This window comes from Pseudomonas lijiangensis, from assembly GCF_018968705.1.
Taxonomy (GTDB): domain Bacteria; phylum Pseudomonadota; class Gammaproteobacteria; order Pseudomonadales; family Pseudomonadaceae; genus Aquipseudomonas; species Aquipseudomonas lijiangensis.
In genome coordinates this window covers 4,350,073-4,366,404 of the sequence record NZ_CP076668.1, presented here as the reverse complement: position 1 = coordinate 4,366,404, position 16,332 = coordinate 4,350,073, and the positions used below count along the sequence as shown (strand labels likewise).

The 16,332-nt window shown below is 58.5% G+C and carries 12 protein-coding genes; 5 read left to right on the top strand and 7 right to left on the bottom strand.

The genetic code is table 11. From position 1 onward, the window contains the following. Window positions 1-596: 596 nt before the first annotated feature. Together KQP88_RS18170 and KQP88_RS18165 are read right to left on the bottom strand one after the other, a co-directional pair. Window positions 597-1,844, bottom strand: coding sequence for a ribonucleotide-diphosphate reductase subunit beta (locus tag KQP88_RS18170; RefSeq protein WP_025261369.1), 1,248 nt, complete (start codon window positions 1,842-1,844; stop codon window positions 597-599). Between the two features lie 695 nt (window positions 1,845-2,539). Beyond that, window positions 2,540-3,298: an SDR family oxidoreductase gene (locus tag KQP88_RS18165; RefSeq protein WP_025261368.1), complete on the bottom strand. Its 759-nt coding sequence runs from the start codon at window positions 3,296-3,298 to the stop codon at window positions 2,540-2,542. A 100-nt stretch (window positions 3,299-3,398) separates the two neighbouring features. Between KQP88_RS18165 and KQP88_RS18160 the strand changes: the two genes are divergently transcribed. Continuing rightward, entirely contained in the window at window positions 3,399-3,989 is a 591-nt protein-coding gene (locus KQP88_RS18160; RefSeq protein ID WP_025261367.1) for a TetR/AcrR family transcriptional regulator, read from the top strand. A gap of 146 nt (window positions 3,990-4,135) precedes the next feature. On the opposite strand, the gene dctA is transcribed toward KQP88_RS18160, so the two are convergent. Together dctA and KQP88_RS18150 are read right to left on the bottom strand one after the other, a co-directional pair. After that, window positions 4,136-5,443, bottom strand: a complete 1,308-nt coding sequence (gene dctA, locus KQP88_RS18155) for a C4-dicarboxylate transporter DctA (protein WP_216703812.1) — start codon at window positions 5,441-5,443, stop codon at window positions 4,136-4,138. 93 nt (window positions 5,444-5,536) lie between these two features. Next, complete coding sequence (locus KQP88_RS18150) at window positions 5,537-6,706, bottom strand: mandelate racemase/muconate lactonizing enzyme family protein (protein WP_216703811.1); 1,170 nt, start codon at window positions 6,704-6,706, stop codon at window positions 5,537-5,539. 99 nt (window positions 6,707-6,805) lie between these two features. On the opposite strand from KQP88_RS18150, the gene KQP88_RS18145 reads away from it, so the two are divergent. After that, window positions 6,806-7,684, top strand: coding sequence for a LysR family transcriptional regulator (locus KQP88_RS18145; protein ID WP_216703810.1), 879 nt, complete (start codon window positions 6,806-6,808; stop codon window positions 7,682-7,684). 233 nt (window positions 7,685-7,917) lie between these two features. Here the strand turns inward: KQP88_RS18145 and KQP88_RS18140 are convergent, their stop codons facing one another. Further along, the gene (locus KQP88_RS18140) at window positions 7,918-10,830 is read right to left on the bottom strand and encodes a ribonucleoside-diphosphate reductase subunit alpha (protein WP_216703809.1); all 2,913 of its coding nucleotides are present in this window, start codon (window positions 10,828-10,830) and stop codon (window positions 7,918-7,920) included. Window positions 10,831-11,512: 682 nt separating this feature from the next. On the opposite strand from KQP88_RS18140, the gene KQP88_RS18135 reads away from it, so the two are divergent. Genes KQP88_RS18135 through fhuF form a run of 3 tightly spaced genes read left to right on the top strand, consistent with a single transcriptional unit; the run spans window position 11,513 to window position 14,547 of the window. After that, window positions 11,513-12,250, top strand: coding sequence for a response regulator (locus KQP88_RS18135; protein WP_162880412.1), 738 nt, complete (start codon window positions 11,513-11,515; stop codon window positions 12,248-12,250). A 3-nt stretch (window positions 12,251-12,253) separates the two neighbouring features. Continuing rightward, window positions 12,254-13,864: an ATP-binding protein gene (locus KQP88_RS18130; RefSeq protein WP_216703808.1), complete on the top strand. Its 1,611-nt coding sequence runs from the start codon at window positions 12,254-12,256 to the stop codon at window positions 13,862-13,864. Continuing rightward, on the top strand, window positions 13,861-14,547 hold the full coding sequence (fhuF, locus tag KQP88_RS18125) for a siderophore-iron reductase FhuF (protein WP_216703807.1): 687 nt from the start codon (window positions 13,861-13,863) through the stop codon (window positions 14,545-14,547). The genes KQP88_RS18130 and fhuF overlap by 4 nt, the downstream gene beginning before the upstream one ends. A 1-nt stretch (window position 14,548) precedes the next feature. Here the strand turns inward: fhuF and KQP88_RS18120 are convergent, their stop codons facing one another. Together KQP88_RS18120 and KQP88_RS18115 are read right to left on the bottom strand one after the other, a co-directional pair. Then, on the bottom strand, window positions 14,549-15,274 hold the full coding sequence (locus tag KQP88_RS18120; RefSeq protein ID WP_216703806.1) for a 4'-phosphopantetheinyl transferase family protein: 726 nt from the start codon (window positions 15,272-15,274) through the stop codon (window positions 14,549-14,551). 142 nt (window positions 15,275-15,416) lie between these two features. Then, window positions 15,417-16,205, bottom strand: a complete 789-nt coding sequence (locus tag KQP88_RS18115; RefSeq protein ID WP_216703805.1) for a dienelactone hydrolase family protein — start codon at window positions 16,203-16,205, stop codon at window positions 15,417-15,419. Window positions 16,206-16,332 lie beyond the last annotated feature (127 nt).

Sequence of the window (16,332 nt, the reverse complement as noted above, 5' to 3'; positions counted from 1 at the left end):
TTTGTGCCTAGAAATGCAGGCGCTATACATTTTTATGGATTGCTCTCATCAAAAATAACGCAACATCATGAATTGCAAGCTTAATGTAGGAGCGCGACAGCGCGGCACCGGGTGATCTCCTAATAGAATGTGATAGCTGTACTTCGGGCGAGTCCGATCCAGATGGCAAAGGGACGTCTATGTTGGCGCTTTGAACTGGAATGTTCACCAAATGACCATTAACGGGAAGCGCGATGCCTTCACCCTCGACGATCTATTGTCTGTCGCAAGGCTGGTTCGAGGTATGGATGCTAGTAAGGTCATCCGGCAGGTACACGATGCCGTAATGCAATGGCCCTTGTATGCGGCGCAAGCCGGGGTCGCTCAAGCGTCTATTGAGCGTATCGGTAAAACGCATCGCAGTTATCTGGGAGGGGAGCTGCCCTGATCTCAGCCACGTAAGGCGTACATCAAATTCAGGGAGAGGTGCGGCTTTATCCGCGGGTGATGGATGTTCCTGGGTTTTCGCGAATAAATTCGCTCCCACACATACACACACTGTGCACACATGAAGTGGGAACGAATTCATTCGCGAAGAGGGGGAGAAGAAGAACCGATCAATCCCAGCTCAACGCACCGCCAGTCTGATACTCGATAACCCGAGTCTCGAAGAAGTTCTTCTCTTTCTTCAAGTCCATGATTTCGCTCATCCATGGGAACGGGTTGTTGGTGCCCGGGTATTCTTCTTTCAGGCCGATCTGCGACAGGCGACGGTTGGCGATGAATTTGAGGTAGTCCTCCATCATCGCAGCGTTCATGCCCAGTACGCCGCGAGGCATGGTGTCGCGGGCGTATTCGATTTCCAGCTGGGTGCCTTGCAGGATCATCTGCGTGGCTTCTTCCTTCATCTCGGCATCCCACAGGTGCGGGTTTTCGATCTTGATCTGGTTGATCACGTCGATACCGAAGTTCAGGTGCATGGATTCGTCGCGCAGGATGTACTGGAACTGCTCGGCAACGCCGGTCATCTTGTTGCGGCGACCCATGGAGAGGATCTGGGTGAAGCCGCAATAGAAGAAGATGCCTTCCAGAACGCAGTAGTAGGCGATCAGGTTGCGCAGCAGTTCCTTGTCGGTTTCGACGGTGCCGGTCTCGAACTTCGGATCGGAGATCGAGCGGGTGTATTTCAGGCCCCAGGCTGCCTTTTTGGCGACCGATGGAATCTCGTGGTACATGTTGAAGATCTCGCCTTCATCCATGGCCAGCGATTCGATGCAGTACTGGTAAGCGTGGGTGTGGATCGCTTCCTCGAAGGCCTGGCGCAGGATGTACTGGCGGCACTCGGGGTTGGTGATCAGGCGGTACACGGCCAGCACGAGGTTGTTGGCAACCAGCGAGTCGGCGGTGGAGAAGAAGCCCAGGTTGCGCATCACGATGCGGCGCTCGTCGTCGGTCAGGCCTTCCGGGTTTTTCCAGAGGGCGATGTCGGCGGTCATGTTGACTTCTTGCGGCATCCAGTGGTTTGCGCAACCGTCCAGGTACTTCTGCCAGGCCCAGTCATATTTGAAAGGCACGAGCTGGTTGAGGTCGGCGCGGCAGTTGATCATGCGCTTTTCATCGACAGCGACACGGGCCGAAGCACCTTCCAGTTCAGCCAGACCTTCGGCAACGTCCAGAGCGTCCAGTGCTTTCTTGGCGCGGATCAGGGCGGCAGAGTCGCTGGCGGTAATTGCGCGGGCTTCCAGTGCGGCAGCGCCACCGGCGCTGTCCAGGCGATCCATCGTGGCTTCGTGAGCCTGTGCAGCCTGGTTGGGTTTGGAGGCTACTTCGCCTTCGTCTTTGTCGAATTCGTCCCAGCTCAGCATGGTGGTAAAGCTCCTGTGCGTGAGGGTGCCTGCGGCAACCGCGGTTGGATTTTCAATTGTGGATCGCCAGCGTTGCGACAGGTGCACGCTGGCAGTGAATGTTCGAGGTTTACTCGGAGTCTTTAGTGATCGCCGATCTATGAAATTGTCGGTCGTTCAGTGCGCTTGTGAGGTCGGCTCACACGCGAGCAATACGGGTTTTCGGGGTTGCTTTCAGGTGAGCCAGCTTTGCATTTGCAAATGGTCATTTGAGTGCCCTGGAGCAAGCGCGGGAGTATACAGATTTTTCTCCGCAGCTTGTTCATCCGTCATTGAATTTGCTGTGTGATTTCGCGCTTTTTTTCAGGTTTGCACGTTCATTTTCATTGCACCGAAAATGGGCGGCAAACGAAGCGGAAATCCCTTATGTAGTGTTTTTTACAATCAGAAACGCAGGATATAGTGCCTCGGCTTTTCCGGCAATGGCTCATTGGCAACGATGTTCGAGCGTTTGGTTAGAGCATGACCTGGGTCAAGAGTTGCACCTGCCCGTAGACAGTGGCTCTCAGAGGAATGCGAAAATTTCAGGCGCCTGAATGCTGTCGGTTTTGCTGTCGGTAAATCGACGAATGGCCAGTATTCAGACTAGCGAGTGCCATCGGTTTACATCAAGGCGATGTCGCCCGACCACCGATGGCATCAGGTGCGGGTCAGCATCATTCTGCCGGTGGTTTGTATCCCGAAAGCATTTTCAGTACATCAGCATGTGAGCCGCTTGCTTCAGCAAACCGTAACGGCTTGGCGCGCTCGACGACCAGTTCGCTCGGGGTCGGAGTGACCTTGAGCAGGTCGAATATCTCATTCAGAAACTCGTCCAGGGGCATGGCGTGTTCGTCGTTTTCCTGGCCGAGTAACGTGGTGCGCACACCCGGCGGCGCAAGCTCGATCACTTCGACCGACGAGCTTTCCAGTTGAACCCGCAGGCTTTGAGTGAACGAATGAACGGCTGCTTTGGTTGCGCTGTAGGTCGGTGTGGCAGGCAGCGGGACGAATGCCAGGGCCGAACTGACATTGATGATCGTTGCCTTGGGCTGTTTGATCAGTTGAGGGATGAATGCGTACACCATGCGGATCGTGCCCAGCAGGTTTGTCGTCACGATGTCTTCGGCAGTGCTCAGGTCTTGCGGGGCGGTCAGATCCTCCCAGTGCATGATGCCAGCGTTGTTTATGAGGACGTTGAGGTTCGGGTGACTGATCGCAAGCGCTTCGCTGGTGCGCTGAATGGACTGCGGATCGCAGACGTCCAGCACTACGGATTCGATGCCCGGATGTTCCGATACGATCTTGTCGAGCAGCGCTTTGCGACGTCCCGCGATGATGACGGTGTTGCCCGCCTTGTGAAGCCCGAGCGCCAGGCCGAGGCCTATGCCTGAGGTGCTGCCGGTGACCAGAATCGTATTGCCAGTGCTGTTCATAGTAAAATCCAATGATGGTGTTTATTCGGACGATTGTCCACTTGTGGAAGCTATCGGACAGTTGTCCGCTTTGCAAGGCGATGAAGGAAAAACTTTGTTCATGAGTGACGAATTGGTGATGCGTTCTGACGCCCGGAAAAACCGGGAGCGGATCCTGGAGGTCGCGGTGGTCGAGCTGACACTCGATCCTGCAGTTGCGCTGAGCGCGATTGCGAAAAAGGCCGGGGTAGGGCAGGGCACGTTCTATCGTCATTTCGCGACCAGGGAGAGCCTGGTATTCGAGGTCTATCAATTCGAAATGCAGCAGGTGGCCGCGTTGGCAGAACAGCTGCTCGCGACAAAAAAACCTGAGGAGGCCCTGCGGGAATGGATGGGCTGCCTCGCTGAATACGCAATGACAAAGGCCGGGCTTGCGACCGCGATACGACAGGCCGCCTCTGCATATGAATTTCCGGGGAAGTCGGGGTACGCGCCAATCCAGTCAGCAGCCGAATTGCTTTTGAAGGCGAATGAAAAGGCCGGAACGATTCGTTGCGGGGTGACCAATGACGACTTCTTCCTGGCCATTGCCGGCATATGGCAGATAGATTCCCAGAGCGAATGGCGCCCACGCCTGGCCAGATTGATGAATCTGGTGATGGATGGTCTATGCGCCGGCAGCCCTCAAAGCCTGAAAAAGGACGATGCGTAGCCTTTAATGCCGATCAGTTAAGGCCATACATCACTGTGTGGGAGGCAGCTTGCTGGCGACTTCAGTACAGACACAGAATATCTGTCGGTTTTGAAGTCTTTTTCGCCAGCAAGCTGCCTCCTACACGTTTGTGTGTGCCTTGCCGATTACTTTTGCGTCAGTAATGCCTTTCTTGCTGCCTTGTCGTGCTTCATGGCAGCGATTTCACGCTCGCAGGCCTCTACGTCGAACGAGTTGTCCCACTTGGCAATGGCGAGGGTGCCGATGCCATTGCCGATCAGGTTGGTCACGGCTCGGGCTTCGTTGAGGAACCGGTCAATGCCCAGGAGCAAGACCAGGCCTACCAGAGGAATGGAGTGGATGGTGGTGAGCGTTGCCGCCAGTGTCACGAAGCCCGCACCCGCCACGCCGGCCGAGCCTTTTGAGGTCAGCAGGAATACCCCCAGCAGAATCATCTGATCCATGAAGGTCAGGGGCGTGTTGGTCGCCTGGGCGATGAAGATGGCGGCCATGGTGAGATAGATGCAGGTGCCGTCGGCATTGAAGGTGTACCCCGTTGGCAGCACCATCCCCACCACGGATTTCTTGCAGCCGAGCTTTTCAAGTTTCACCATCATTCGCGGCAGCACGGCTTCAGTGGAGCAGGTTCCGAGGGTGATGAGGATTTCATCCTTGAAATAACGCAGAAACTGCATGAGGGGCATGCCCGACCACCGTGCAACCGCACCCAGTATGACCACGATGAAAATCAGGGTCGTGATGTAGAGCGCGACCAGCAACTGGCCCAGTGAAAGCAGGGTACCAATCCCGTACTTGCCAATGGTGAACGCCATGCCGGCACCGGCACCGAGCGGAGCCAGGCGCATGACCATTGCAACGATCCTGAACAGGCCTTGCAGGAACAGATCAATGGTGTTGATCAGCGGCTTGCTGGTTTCGCCCATCTGAACCAGAGCTACCCCCATCAGGACCGAGAGCAGAATGACCTGAAGCATGACCCCGTTGGAGAATGCGCCCAGGAAGGTATGGGGGATGATGTTGAGGAAGAATTCAATGGTGCCGCCTTGCTCGCTTGCCGCCTGGCTGTACTTGCTGATCGCACTTCCATCCAGCGCGCTGGCGTTGATGTTCATCCCGACGCCAGGTTTCACGATGTTGACTACAACAAGGCCGAGAACAAGGGCAATGGTCGAAAGAATCTCGAAGTAGATCAGCGCTTTCACGCCAATGCGTCCGACTTCCTTGATGCTGCCCATCTTTGCGATACCCACGACGACCGTACCGAAAATGATGGGCGCCAACAGCATCTTGATCAGCTTGATGAAACCATCGGCGAAGGGTTGGAGCTTGGCTCCGATATCGGGCACGAAGTAACCGATTGCGGCACCGATCACGATGCCGATCAGCACCTGCACATACAGCTGGCTGTACCAGCGGGACTTGGAGATTTCCACGGAAGCACCTCATTTTATTGTTGTGATGGGCATGTGGCTTGAGGTCTGGAGATTGATCCGCGGCCTCTTGGACAGGGGCCGCAGATAGAGGGATCAGCCTTCGCCCAGCTCGCGCATGACGGCATACAAGGCGGACTTCGCTTCGAAGCCGACACCTGGAATATCCGGCAGGCCTACAAAGCTGTTTTCCACGCGGATTCCGTCAGCGAAGCCGCCGAAAGGCTGGAACACGTCCGGATACGATTCGTTACCGCCCAGGTGAAGGCCCGCTGCGATGTTCAGGGACATCTGGTGACCACCGTGGGGCACCACGCGGCGCGACGACCATCCCATGTCTTCCATCACTTTCAGGGTACGCATGTATTCCACCAGCCCGTACGACAGGGCGCAGTCGAACTGGAGGTAATCGCGATCCGGGCGCATGCCGCCGTGGCGCAGAAGGTTGCGGGCATCCTGGTGGGAGAAGAGGTTTTCACCCGTCGCCATGGGCAGTTCGTAGTGATTGGCAAGCTCGGCCTGCAGTGCATAGTCCAGCGGATCGCCAATCTCTTCGTACCAGAAGAGGTTGTACTTCTTGATGGCTTCGGCGTACGCAATACCGGTCTGCAGATCGAAGCGGCCATTGGCATCGACCGCCAGTCGACGACCGTCCCCAACCACTTCAAGCACCGCTTCGATACGACGGATATCTTCGTCCAGTGGCACTGCACCAATCTTCATCTTGACGACGTCGTAGCCACGATCCAGATAGCTCTGCATTTCTGCCTTGAGCTTGCTCTGGTCTTTGCCGGGATAGTAGTAGCCGCCCGCTGCATAGACCCAGACCTTGTCATCGGCCACGCCGTTACGGTAGCGGTCGGCCAGAAGGCGATACAGCGGTTTGCCTTCAATCTTGGCGACGGCATCCCATACCGCCATGTCGATGGTGCCCACGGCAACCGAACGTTCGCCGTGGCCGCCTGGCTTTTCGTTGGTCATCAGGGTTTTCCAGATGGCGAACGGGTCCAGGTTGTTGTTCTCATGATCGATGAGGGTGTCGGGATCCGCCTCCGTGATACGCGCCAGGAACCGGTCGCGCATCAGGGCACCCTGGCCATAACGGCCATTGGAGTTGAAACCGTAACCAATGACAGGCTTGCCATCGCGGATCACATCCGTGACCACGGCGACAACCGAGCAGGTCATCTTCGAGAAATCGATGTAGGCGTTGGCGATAGGGGAAGCAATAGAGACAGTTTTTTCACGAATGTCCACGATACGCATGGCGGGTTCCTCTTGTTGTTGATGACCCCACGTTATGCTTTGCGATGACACCCGCCCAATGCTATTAATGCCGCGCCCTATGCACAGGAGGCATTGCCCTTGGAACTCGTCTGGCTCGAAGACTTTTCAGCGCTTGCGGAGTACGGCAGCTTTGTCCGTGCCGCTGAAGCACGCCACGTCACTCAGCCGGCTTTCAGCCGCAGAGTTCGTTCGCTGGAAAACTGGATGGGGGTTGAGCTGTTCGTGCGCACACCTCAGGGAGCGTTTCTGACAGAGGCGGGAAGGCAGATTCTGCCCGCTGTCCAGGAGGCTGCCAGGCGTTTGTACCGGATACGCAACGAGGCTCAAGAGCTAGCGGGTGTGGCCGCCAGGTCCCTGCAATTTGCGGCCACTCACTCCCTGTCGTTTACATTTTTCCCCAAGTGGCTTCGCAGCTCGGAAAACGGTGCCCCCATCGAGTCGGTGCAACTGCACTCCGACAGCATGGCGGTCTGTGAGCAGATGCTGATACATGGACAGGTGCAGTTTCTGCTCTGCCATCGCCACCCCGATGTACCGCCTTTGCTGGCACCTGATCAGTTCATCGGCAAGAAAGTGGGTGAGGACGTGCTCGTGCCGCTGGCGAGTGCTTCTGCCAATTTCGGTACATCTCCAGCGGCGTTACCTTACCTTGCTTACACCCATGAGTCGGGTCTGGGGCGCATCGTCGCTCACCGCCTGCGTGGCAAGGAAGATTACCTGCACCTCAAACCGCTTTTCAGCACCCACCTCGCGGCGGTGCTGATGTCCATGGCCCTGGAAAGCAAAGGCGTGGCGTGGTTGCCCAAAAGCCTTACCGAGCAGGAAATACTCGATGGGCGTCTGGTCAGAGCCCTCGACGAAAGCTGGGATATACCTCTGGAAATCCATCTGACCCGCCCGGCAGCGCCACTCAGCCAATCTGCCGAAGAGTTCTGGGCACGGATCGGCAGCAACTGATTTAACACCGATCAATTAAGGTCCAAACAAAACTTGTTGGAGGCAGCTTGCTGGCGAAAGGGCCTGTGAGCCGGCAGAAACTCTGCGTCTGTACACAGAAGCGTCGCCAGCAAGCTGCCTCCCACAAAGTGATTTATGACCCTGACGGATCGCGTTTTTCAGGCTGCCATAAACCAAAAACCCCCTGCATGAGCAGAGGGTTGATGGTGTTTCAGTGCTTTGTTACCTGAGTGTTATTGGCAAGCTTCGCAATCCGGCTCGTCAATGGCGCAGGCTTTTGGCACTGGGGCCGGGCCGGCAGGTGCTGCTTCGGCTGGACGTGGCGCGGTGATCGCGGAGTCGTCCGGGCCGTGGCCGCCGCTCGATACGGCGTTGAGCTTGCCGGTGTTGATGGTCGACTTCTCGGTGCTGGTCGCGGCCAGGGCACGGAGGTAGTAAGTGGTTTTCAGACCACGGTACCAGGCCATGCGGTAGGTCACGTCCAGCTTCTTGCCCGAAGCGCCAGCGATGTACAGGTTCAGGGACTGAGCCTGATCGATCCACTTCTGACGGCGGCTGGCGGCGTCGACGATCCACTTGGTTTCCACTTCGAACGCGGTGGCGTAAAGCTCTTTGAGCTCCTGCGGAATGCGCTCGATCTGTTGTACGGAACCGTCGTAGTACTTCAGGTCGTTGATCATGACCGAGTCCCACAGGTCGCGAGCCTTGAGGTCGCGAACCAGGTACGGGTTGATCACGGTGAATTCGCCCGACAGGTTAGATTTCACGTATAGGTTCTGATAGGTCGGTTCGATCGACTGCGATACGCCGGTGATGTTGGCGATGGTTGCGGTCGGTGCGATGGCCATGATGTTCGAGTTACGGATACCTTTCTGCACGCGGGCACGTACCGGCGCCCAGTCCAGGGTTTCCTTCAGGTCGACATCGATGTACTTCTGGCCACGGGCTTCGATCAGGATCTGTTGCGAATCCAGCGGCAGGATGCCTTTGGACCACAGCGAACCCTGGAACGTCTCGTAGGCACCGCGCTCGTCGGCCAGGTCACAGGAAGCCTGGATGGCGTAGTAGCTGACCGCTTCCATGGACGTGTCGGCAAACTGCACGGCCGCATCGGAACCGTACGGGATGTGTTGCAGGTACAGCGCGTCCTGGAAGCCCATGATGCCCAGGCCGACCGGACGGTGGCGCAGGTTGGAGTTTCTGGCCTGCGGCACGGAGTAGTAGTTGATGTCGATCACGTTGTCGAGCATGCGAACCGCGACGTCGACAGTGCGCTTGAGCTTGTCGGTGTCCAGCTTGCCGTTGACGATGTGGTTCGGCAGGTTGATCGAGCCCAGGTTGCAGACCGCGATCTCGTCCTTGTTGGTGTTCAGGGTGATCTCGGTGCACAGGTTCGAGCTGTGGACCACGCCCACGTGCTGCTGCGGGCTGCGCAGGTTGCACGGGTCCTTGAAGGTCAGCCACGGGTGGCCGGTCTCGAACAGCATCGAGAGCATCTTGCGCCACAGATCCTTGGCCTGGATGGTCTTGAACAGTTTGATCTTGCCTGGGTACTCGGTCAGGGCTTCGTAGTACTCGTAGCGCTCTTCGAAGGCCTTGCCGGTCAGGTCGTGCAGGTCCGGCACTTCCGATGGCGAGAACAGGGTCCACTTGCCGTCATCGAAGACGCGCTTCATGAACAGGTCAGGGATCCAGTTGGCGGTGTTCATGTCGTGGGTACGACGACGGTCATCACCGGTGTTCTTGCGCAGCTCGATGAACTCTTCAATGTCCATGTGCCAGGTTTCCAGGTAGGCACAGACAGCGCCTTTGCGCTTGCCGCCCTGGTTGACCGCAACGGCGGTGTCGTTGACCACTTTCAGGAAAGGCACGACGCCCTGGGACTTGCCGTTGGTGCCCTTGATGTAGGAACCCAGCGCACGGACCGGCGTCCAGTCGTTGCCCAGGCCGCCTGCGAATTTGGACAGCATGGCGTTGTCGTGGATCGCGTGGTAGATGCCCGACAGGTCATCCGGCACGGTGGTCAGGTAGCAGCTGGACAGCTGTGGACGCAGGGTACCGGCGTTGAACAGGGTCGGGGTCGACGACATGTAGTCGAAGGACGACAGCAGGTTGTAGAACTCGATGGCGCGATCTTCTTTCGCTTTCTCTTCGATTGCCAGGCCCATGGCCACGCGCATGAAGAAGATCTGCGGCAGTTCGAAACGCACGCCATCCTTGTGGATGAAGTAACGGTCGTACAGGGTCTGCAGGCCCAGGTAAGTGAACTGCTGGTCGCGCTCGTGGTTGATGGCTTTGCCCAGTTTCACCAGGTCGAAGTCGGCCAGCACAGGGTTGAGCAGTTCGTACTGGATACCGGTGGCGATGTAGGCAGGCAGGGCCTTGGCGTACAGGTCGGCCATTTCGTGGTGAGTGGCGCTGTCGGCGACTTCCAGGAAGCTCAGGGCTTCGGCGCGCAGGGTGTCCATCAGCAGGCGGGCGGTCACGAACGAGTAGTTCGGCTCACGCTCGACCAGGGTACGGGCAGTCATGACCAGTGCGGTGTTGACGTCTTTGAGGGCAACGCCGTCGTACAGGTTTTTCAGGGTTTCGGTCTGGATCAGGCCAGCGTCGACTTCAGCCAGGCCTTCGCACGCTTCGGTGACGATGGTGTTCAGACGACCCATGTCCAGCGGCGTCAGGCTGCCGTCGGCGCGAGTGATGCGGATCGAAGGGTGTGCCTGGACTTCGCTTTCTGGAGCGCGGCCAGCACGTTCCTTGGCGCGGGAGTCACGATAGATGACGTAGTCGCGAGCGACTTTCTGCTCGCCGGCACGCATCAGGGCCAGTTCGACCTGATCCTGGATTTCTTCGATGTGGATGGTGCCGCCCGACGGCATGCGACGCTTGAAGGTCGCGGTGACCTGCTCGGTCAGACGTGCAACGGTGTCGTGGATGCGCGACGAAGCGGCAGCGTTGCCACCCTCAACTGCGAGAAACGCTTTGGTGATAGCGACGGTGATCTTGTCATCGGTGTACGGAACGACAGTGCCGTTACGCTTGATCACGCGCAACTGACCAGGCGCGGTCGCAGACAGGTCCTGTTGGCCCTGGCCCGATTGCGGCGCATTGGTCGGCGAGTTCTCGCGAGTTGTGTCTGTTTGCATGGGTGTCTCCACGTTCTTTAAGTTTGTTCGGGCAGCCAGGCCACCCACCGATCCGTCTTGAGGCATTCAGCCGCCAAATGGGGCGACTGCAAAGGACTTCAAAACGGAGCTGGGAGCGCTTGGTCGGCACTTCCGGGCTTTGAAGTCGAAAGGGGAGCGGTTCAATGGCTCCGCTCCCTTGAAAATCTGATGAAGATTGCTGGTTTGATGTTGCAAGACGTGTACCGGCTTGCCAAAGGCTGGCGCGGTCGCTTGGGCTATTGAACACGTCTTAAAGTTCAACCTTGCAGGCTCAAGAAAAATGCTTGAATTTCTCGATTGAGTCGTGCTGGTGTTTCTCCACAAAACCCTACATGTAGGGTGTCGCTTCGGATCGGGCTACAAGATAATGCGTTTGCGGTAGCAATTGCAACGCACAGCCTGTGGATAAGCTTGTGCGTAGTTTGTGTATGAATCGCCCATATCGCGTGTAGGCCGCATAACTACTGAGCCGGACCGTTTGTCATCGTTTTTTACATTGATGTGCGACTCGAAGCGGATTTTTGCGGGCGCGAACCCTATCACAAAAAACATATGATGCAAGGCCGCTTTGGCATGTCGTGTGCTTGTCCCCGCGCTTGCTACAATCGCTCGCACCGATGCGATAAAAACGCCTTGCATAACAACAATCAGGAGGCCGCTTGTGGAGCAAGAAAACTGGCAGGTGCTGATCGTCGAAGATGACCAGCGACTGGCCGAACTGACCTGCGATTATCTGCAGAGCAACGGCCTGAGCGTCACCATCGAGGGCAATGGCGCTCTGGCGGCAGCGCGCATCATTGATGAGCAGCCTGATCTGGTGATCCTCGACCTGATGCTTCCCGGCGAAGACGGCCTGAGCATCTGCCGCAAGGTTCGTGATCGTTATGACGGGCCGATCCTGATGCTTACCGCACGTACCGACGACTCCGACCAGATCCAGGGCCTGGATACCGGTGCTGACGATTTTGTCTGCAAGCCGGTTCATCCCAGGGTATTGCTGGCGCGTATCCACGCCTTGCTGCGGCGCAGCGAAGCACCGCAAGTGCCGGCCGCCGAATTGCGCCGTCTGGTGTTCGGCCCGCTGGTGGTGGACAACGCTTTGCGCGAGGCCTGGCTTCGGGACCAGAGCATCGAGTTGACCGGTGCCGAGTTCGATCTGCTGTGGCTGCTGGTGGCCAATGCCGGGCGCACCCTGTCGCGGGAGGAAATCTTCACCGCCTTGCGTGGCGTCGGCTATGACGGCCAGGACCGTTCCATCGATGTGCGCATCTCGCGCATCCGCCCGCGCATTGGTGACGATCCGATTCACCCGCGCCTGATCAAGACGGTGCGCAGCAAGGGCTATCTGTTCGTGCCCGAAGCGGCGCAGGACATGAACAGCTTTGTCTTCAGCGGCTGACCCATGAACTCCATTTTCCTGCGCATCTATGGCGGCATGCTGGGCGTGCTGGTGCTGGTGGCCTTGTTGGGTGTGCTGGCGCTGCACCTGCTCAATCAGGAGCGCAGCGGGCAATACCGCGAGCGTCTGGCACACGGCACGTTTACGGTGATGGCCGATAACCTGATTCCCCTGAACGACATCGAGCGTCGTCGTGCGCTGGCGGTATGGGAACGCTTGCTGGGCATTCCGCTGAGCTTGCAGAGCGTCGAGCAGGCGAACCTGGACAGCAGCGCCCGCAGTCGCTTGCAGCGTGGGCAGGTGGTGGTCGAGCAGATCGGCCCGCACGCGGCCAGGGTCTATCGTCAGCTCAGCGACAACGAGCATCTGTTGCTGACCGGCGAGGTGCAGCAGATCACCGAGCAACTGGCGCGGGCGACCATCTATTTATTGATCGACGAACTGGTGCGCCTGCCGGTGGATGAGCAACCGGCCCGGCTGCAAGCCTTGCAGGTGAGCAAGGGCTTTGGTTTCGACCTGAAACTACTTGCCCTGGATCAGGCCGATCTGGACGACGATCAGCGGCGGCGTGTCTATGAAGGCGACACGGTCATGGCGCTGGGCAAGGGCGGAGATTCCATCCGTGTATTGTCCGGGATCGTTGACACCAACTGGGTGCTGGAAATCGGCCCGCTATACCAGATGAATCCTTATCCGCCGCAACTGCTGGTGCTGATTGCGCTGTTGGGGCTGTGCTTTATCGGCGTGGTGGTTTACCTGCTGGTGCGGCCTCTTGAGCGACGGGTTCAGGCGCTGGAAGCCGCCGCGACCCTGATCGCCAAAGGCAGCCTGCAAACCCGGGTGCCCACCGAGGGCTCCGACTCCATCGGGCGTCTGGCGACTGCGTTCAACAGCATGGCCGAGCACTTGCAGCGTTCGCTGATGATTCAGCGGGAGCTGGTGCGTGCGGTGTCCCATGAGCTACGCACCCCGGTATCGCGTCTGCGTTTCGGCCTGGAGATGATCCGCGACGCCACGACCCCCGAAGCGCGCAACAAATACATGACCGGTATGGACAGCGACATCCAGGACCTCGACAAGCTGGTGGACGAGATGCTGACCTATGCGCGACTGGAGCAGGGCGCGCCGACCCTGAATTTCCAGCGTATCGATCTGGATCTGCTGATCAATCAGGTGATTGCCGAACTGGCACCCTTGCGCGCCAATGTCCGGGTGGGGCGTGGGGAGTGCGTGATTATCGGTGAGGGCGAATCGGCCTGGGTCGATGCCGAGCCGCGCTACTTGCACCGTGCCGTGCAGAATCTGGTGAGCAACGCCATGCGCCATGCCGAATCCCAGGTCAGCATCAGCTATCGGCTTGAGCCGGGCTGCTGTCGTCTCGATGTGGAAGACGATGGCCCCGGTGTACCGGAAAGTGCCTGGGAGCAGATCTTCACGCCATTCATGCGCCTGGACGACAGCCGCACCCGGGCGTCCGGCGGGCACGGGCTGGGGTTGTCCATTGTGCGACGGATCATCAACTGGCACGAAGGCCGTGCCTCCATTGACCGCAGCCCGAGCCTGGGCGGCGCCTGCTTCACTCTGGTGTGGCCGCGGACTCAGGAATCGCGATGAGTGCATTGTTTGCCGGGCCCCTGGAGCGGTTTGGGCAGGCGCTGCTGGCGGTGGATCATTCCGGGCCGGTCAGAACCTTGCCGGATCTGCTGCAGAAGAAATCCCTGGATGCGCTGCTGACCGGGCTTTATGGGCCGCAATTGATGACCGATCACTTGCCGGTGCTGGTGTCGCAATGGGCCAAGTATTACTTCATGCAGGTGATTGCGCCGCAGGTGGTGGCCAGCCTTGTTTATCGCTGGCACTGGCCTTTGCATCTGGAACAGGTGGCGTTGGCACTGGATGAGCGGGGCGTGCCGACAGGAGTGAAATTGCTGGGCGAGGGCGCTGCTTATCAAGTGTTGCCGGTCGATCCCTTCGAGCGTTTCGCCGGTCTGCTGGACGATAACCTGCAACCCTTCATTGACACACTGAGCGTTTATGGCGGCCTTGCCAGCAGCGTGTTGTGGTGCAGCGCCGGGGAGTATCTGGAACGTTGTCTGGTGCAACTGGGTGAGTGCAGCGAGGTGTCGCTGGAGGCCGGGCAGGCCTTGCTGGCTGTGCGAGTGCGCCCGGACGGCAGACGCAACCCGTTGTTTCAGGCGGTCACTCATGTCGGTCAGCGTCGTCAGCGCCGCACCTGCTGCCTGAGTTATCAGGTGGCATGGGTAGGGCGCTGCGAGCATTGCCCGTTGCCGGGCTGATTCAGGCGGCGATGCTCACCAGACTCAACAAGTGCTGATCGTGCAGGCTGAACTGGCCTTCCAGTTCCTTGCCGCTGTGCCATTCGCTGGACAGGTCCATCAACAGGCGCAGGCGCACGCTACCATCGGCAGACCATTCCAGCAGTTGCGCGTCTTCAAAATAGAAGCGCTTTTGCACGATAGGGTAGAGGGCCTTGAACAGCGCTTCCTTGATCGAGAAGGTCAGGGTGACCCGCAGCGCGATGTCTTCTTCCGGTCCGGCTGCCATGGCGGCCAGTTCATCGGCGGTGAGGATTTCCCCGGCCAGTCGCGTGGCGCGATCGGTGCTCAACATGTTTTCGGTATCCAGCCCCAACCCGCGCCATTGCTGTCGGGAAGCAACGATGGCGGCTGCCCAGCCGGTGCTGTGGGTGATGGAACCGCTGATATCGCCGGGCCAGATCGGCGCACGGTCTTCGCCAATGGCGGGGACGTACAGACGCTCATCGAGTTGGTGCAGGGCTTCACGGGCGCAGAGCCGACCGGCGAGGAATTCTGCCTGACGCTTGGCGACCGAGCGCTGGATGCTGGCAGGCGGCGCGATGGCGCAACGCTGAAAATCACCTTCGGCCAGTTTTTGTGGATCGAAATGGCTGCTGACCAACACCGCCCCCGGCACTGCCCGTGGCAGTGGCCAGTGTTGGGTGGGGATGGAGCAACAGGTGGGGAATGTCGGGGGTGGAGTCATGTGCGGCATTGTTCCGGATGTTCAAGCTGGGTCTGGAATGCAGTACCTGTGGGAGGCAGCTTGCTGGCGATGGTATGTGACCGGCGATACAAATGTGCTGTTTTCACAGGCCACGTCGCCAGCAAGCTGCCTCCCACAAAGGTCAACCAAATATTTTCTTGAAGAACGCCTGCATGTCTGCCCACGAACTCTGGTCGGCAGCCTTGTCGTAGCCGATGTCCGGGCCACCATGGTCGCCGTGGCTCAGGCGGTCGGCGTCGGGGTTGGTGAAACCGTGTTTCGCGCCTTCGATGCTGACGAATTTGTAGTCAGCCTTGGCGTCATCCATTTCCTTCTTGAAGGCCGCGACGTTTTCGGGCGTGACCATGCTGTCCTTGGCGCCATGCTCGACCAGCATCGGAACCTTGATCCCGGGTTTTGCCGGTGTGTTGGTGACCAGCGCGCCATGGAAGCTTGCCACGCCCGCCAATGGTTCGCCGCGACGTGCCGCGTCGAGCACGATCTTGCCACCGAAGCAGTAGCCGATGGCAGCGATCTTGGCCGGGTTGGTCTGGGGTTGTTTCTTCAATTGCTCAAGGCCTGCATCGAAACGCTTGTCGGCAGCGTCGCTGTCCTTGAGTGCAGCCTGCATGAAGGCCATTGCATCCTTGGGGTGTTCGGTGTTCTTGCCTTCGCCGTACATGTCGATGGCCATGGCGCTGTAACCCAGAGCCGCCAGATCACGGGCGCGACGCTTGGCGTAGTCGTTCAGTCCCCACCATTCGTGAACCACCAGAACACCTGGGCGCTGGCCCTTGATGGCGTCGTCGTAGGCGTAATAACCCACCAGTTTGGTGCCGTCGGCACTCTGATAGTCGATCTGTTCGGTCTTGATCGCCGCCTGGGCCAGTCCGGTCAGGCTAACCATGATCAACGCAATCCACATACGCATGTTCAGTTCCTTCTAGCGGGAGGGAATAAAGGGCACAGCTTAGACGATTCCGCCTTTTTATCCTGAACTTCCGTTCAGCGCAGGTTCAGAGCGCGTTCAGTAACAGTTCAGGCCACGGGGGCTACTG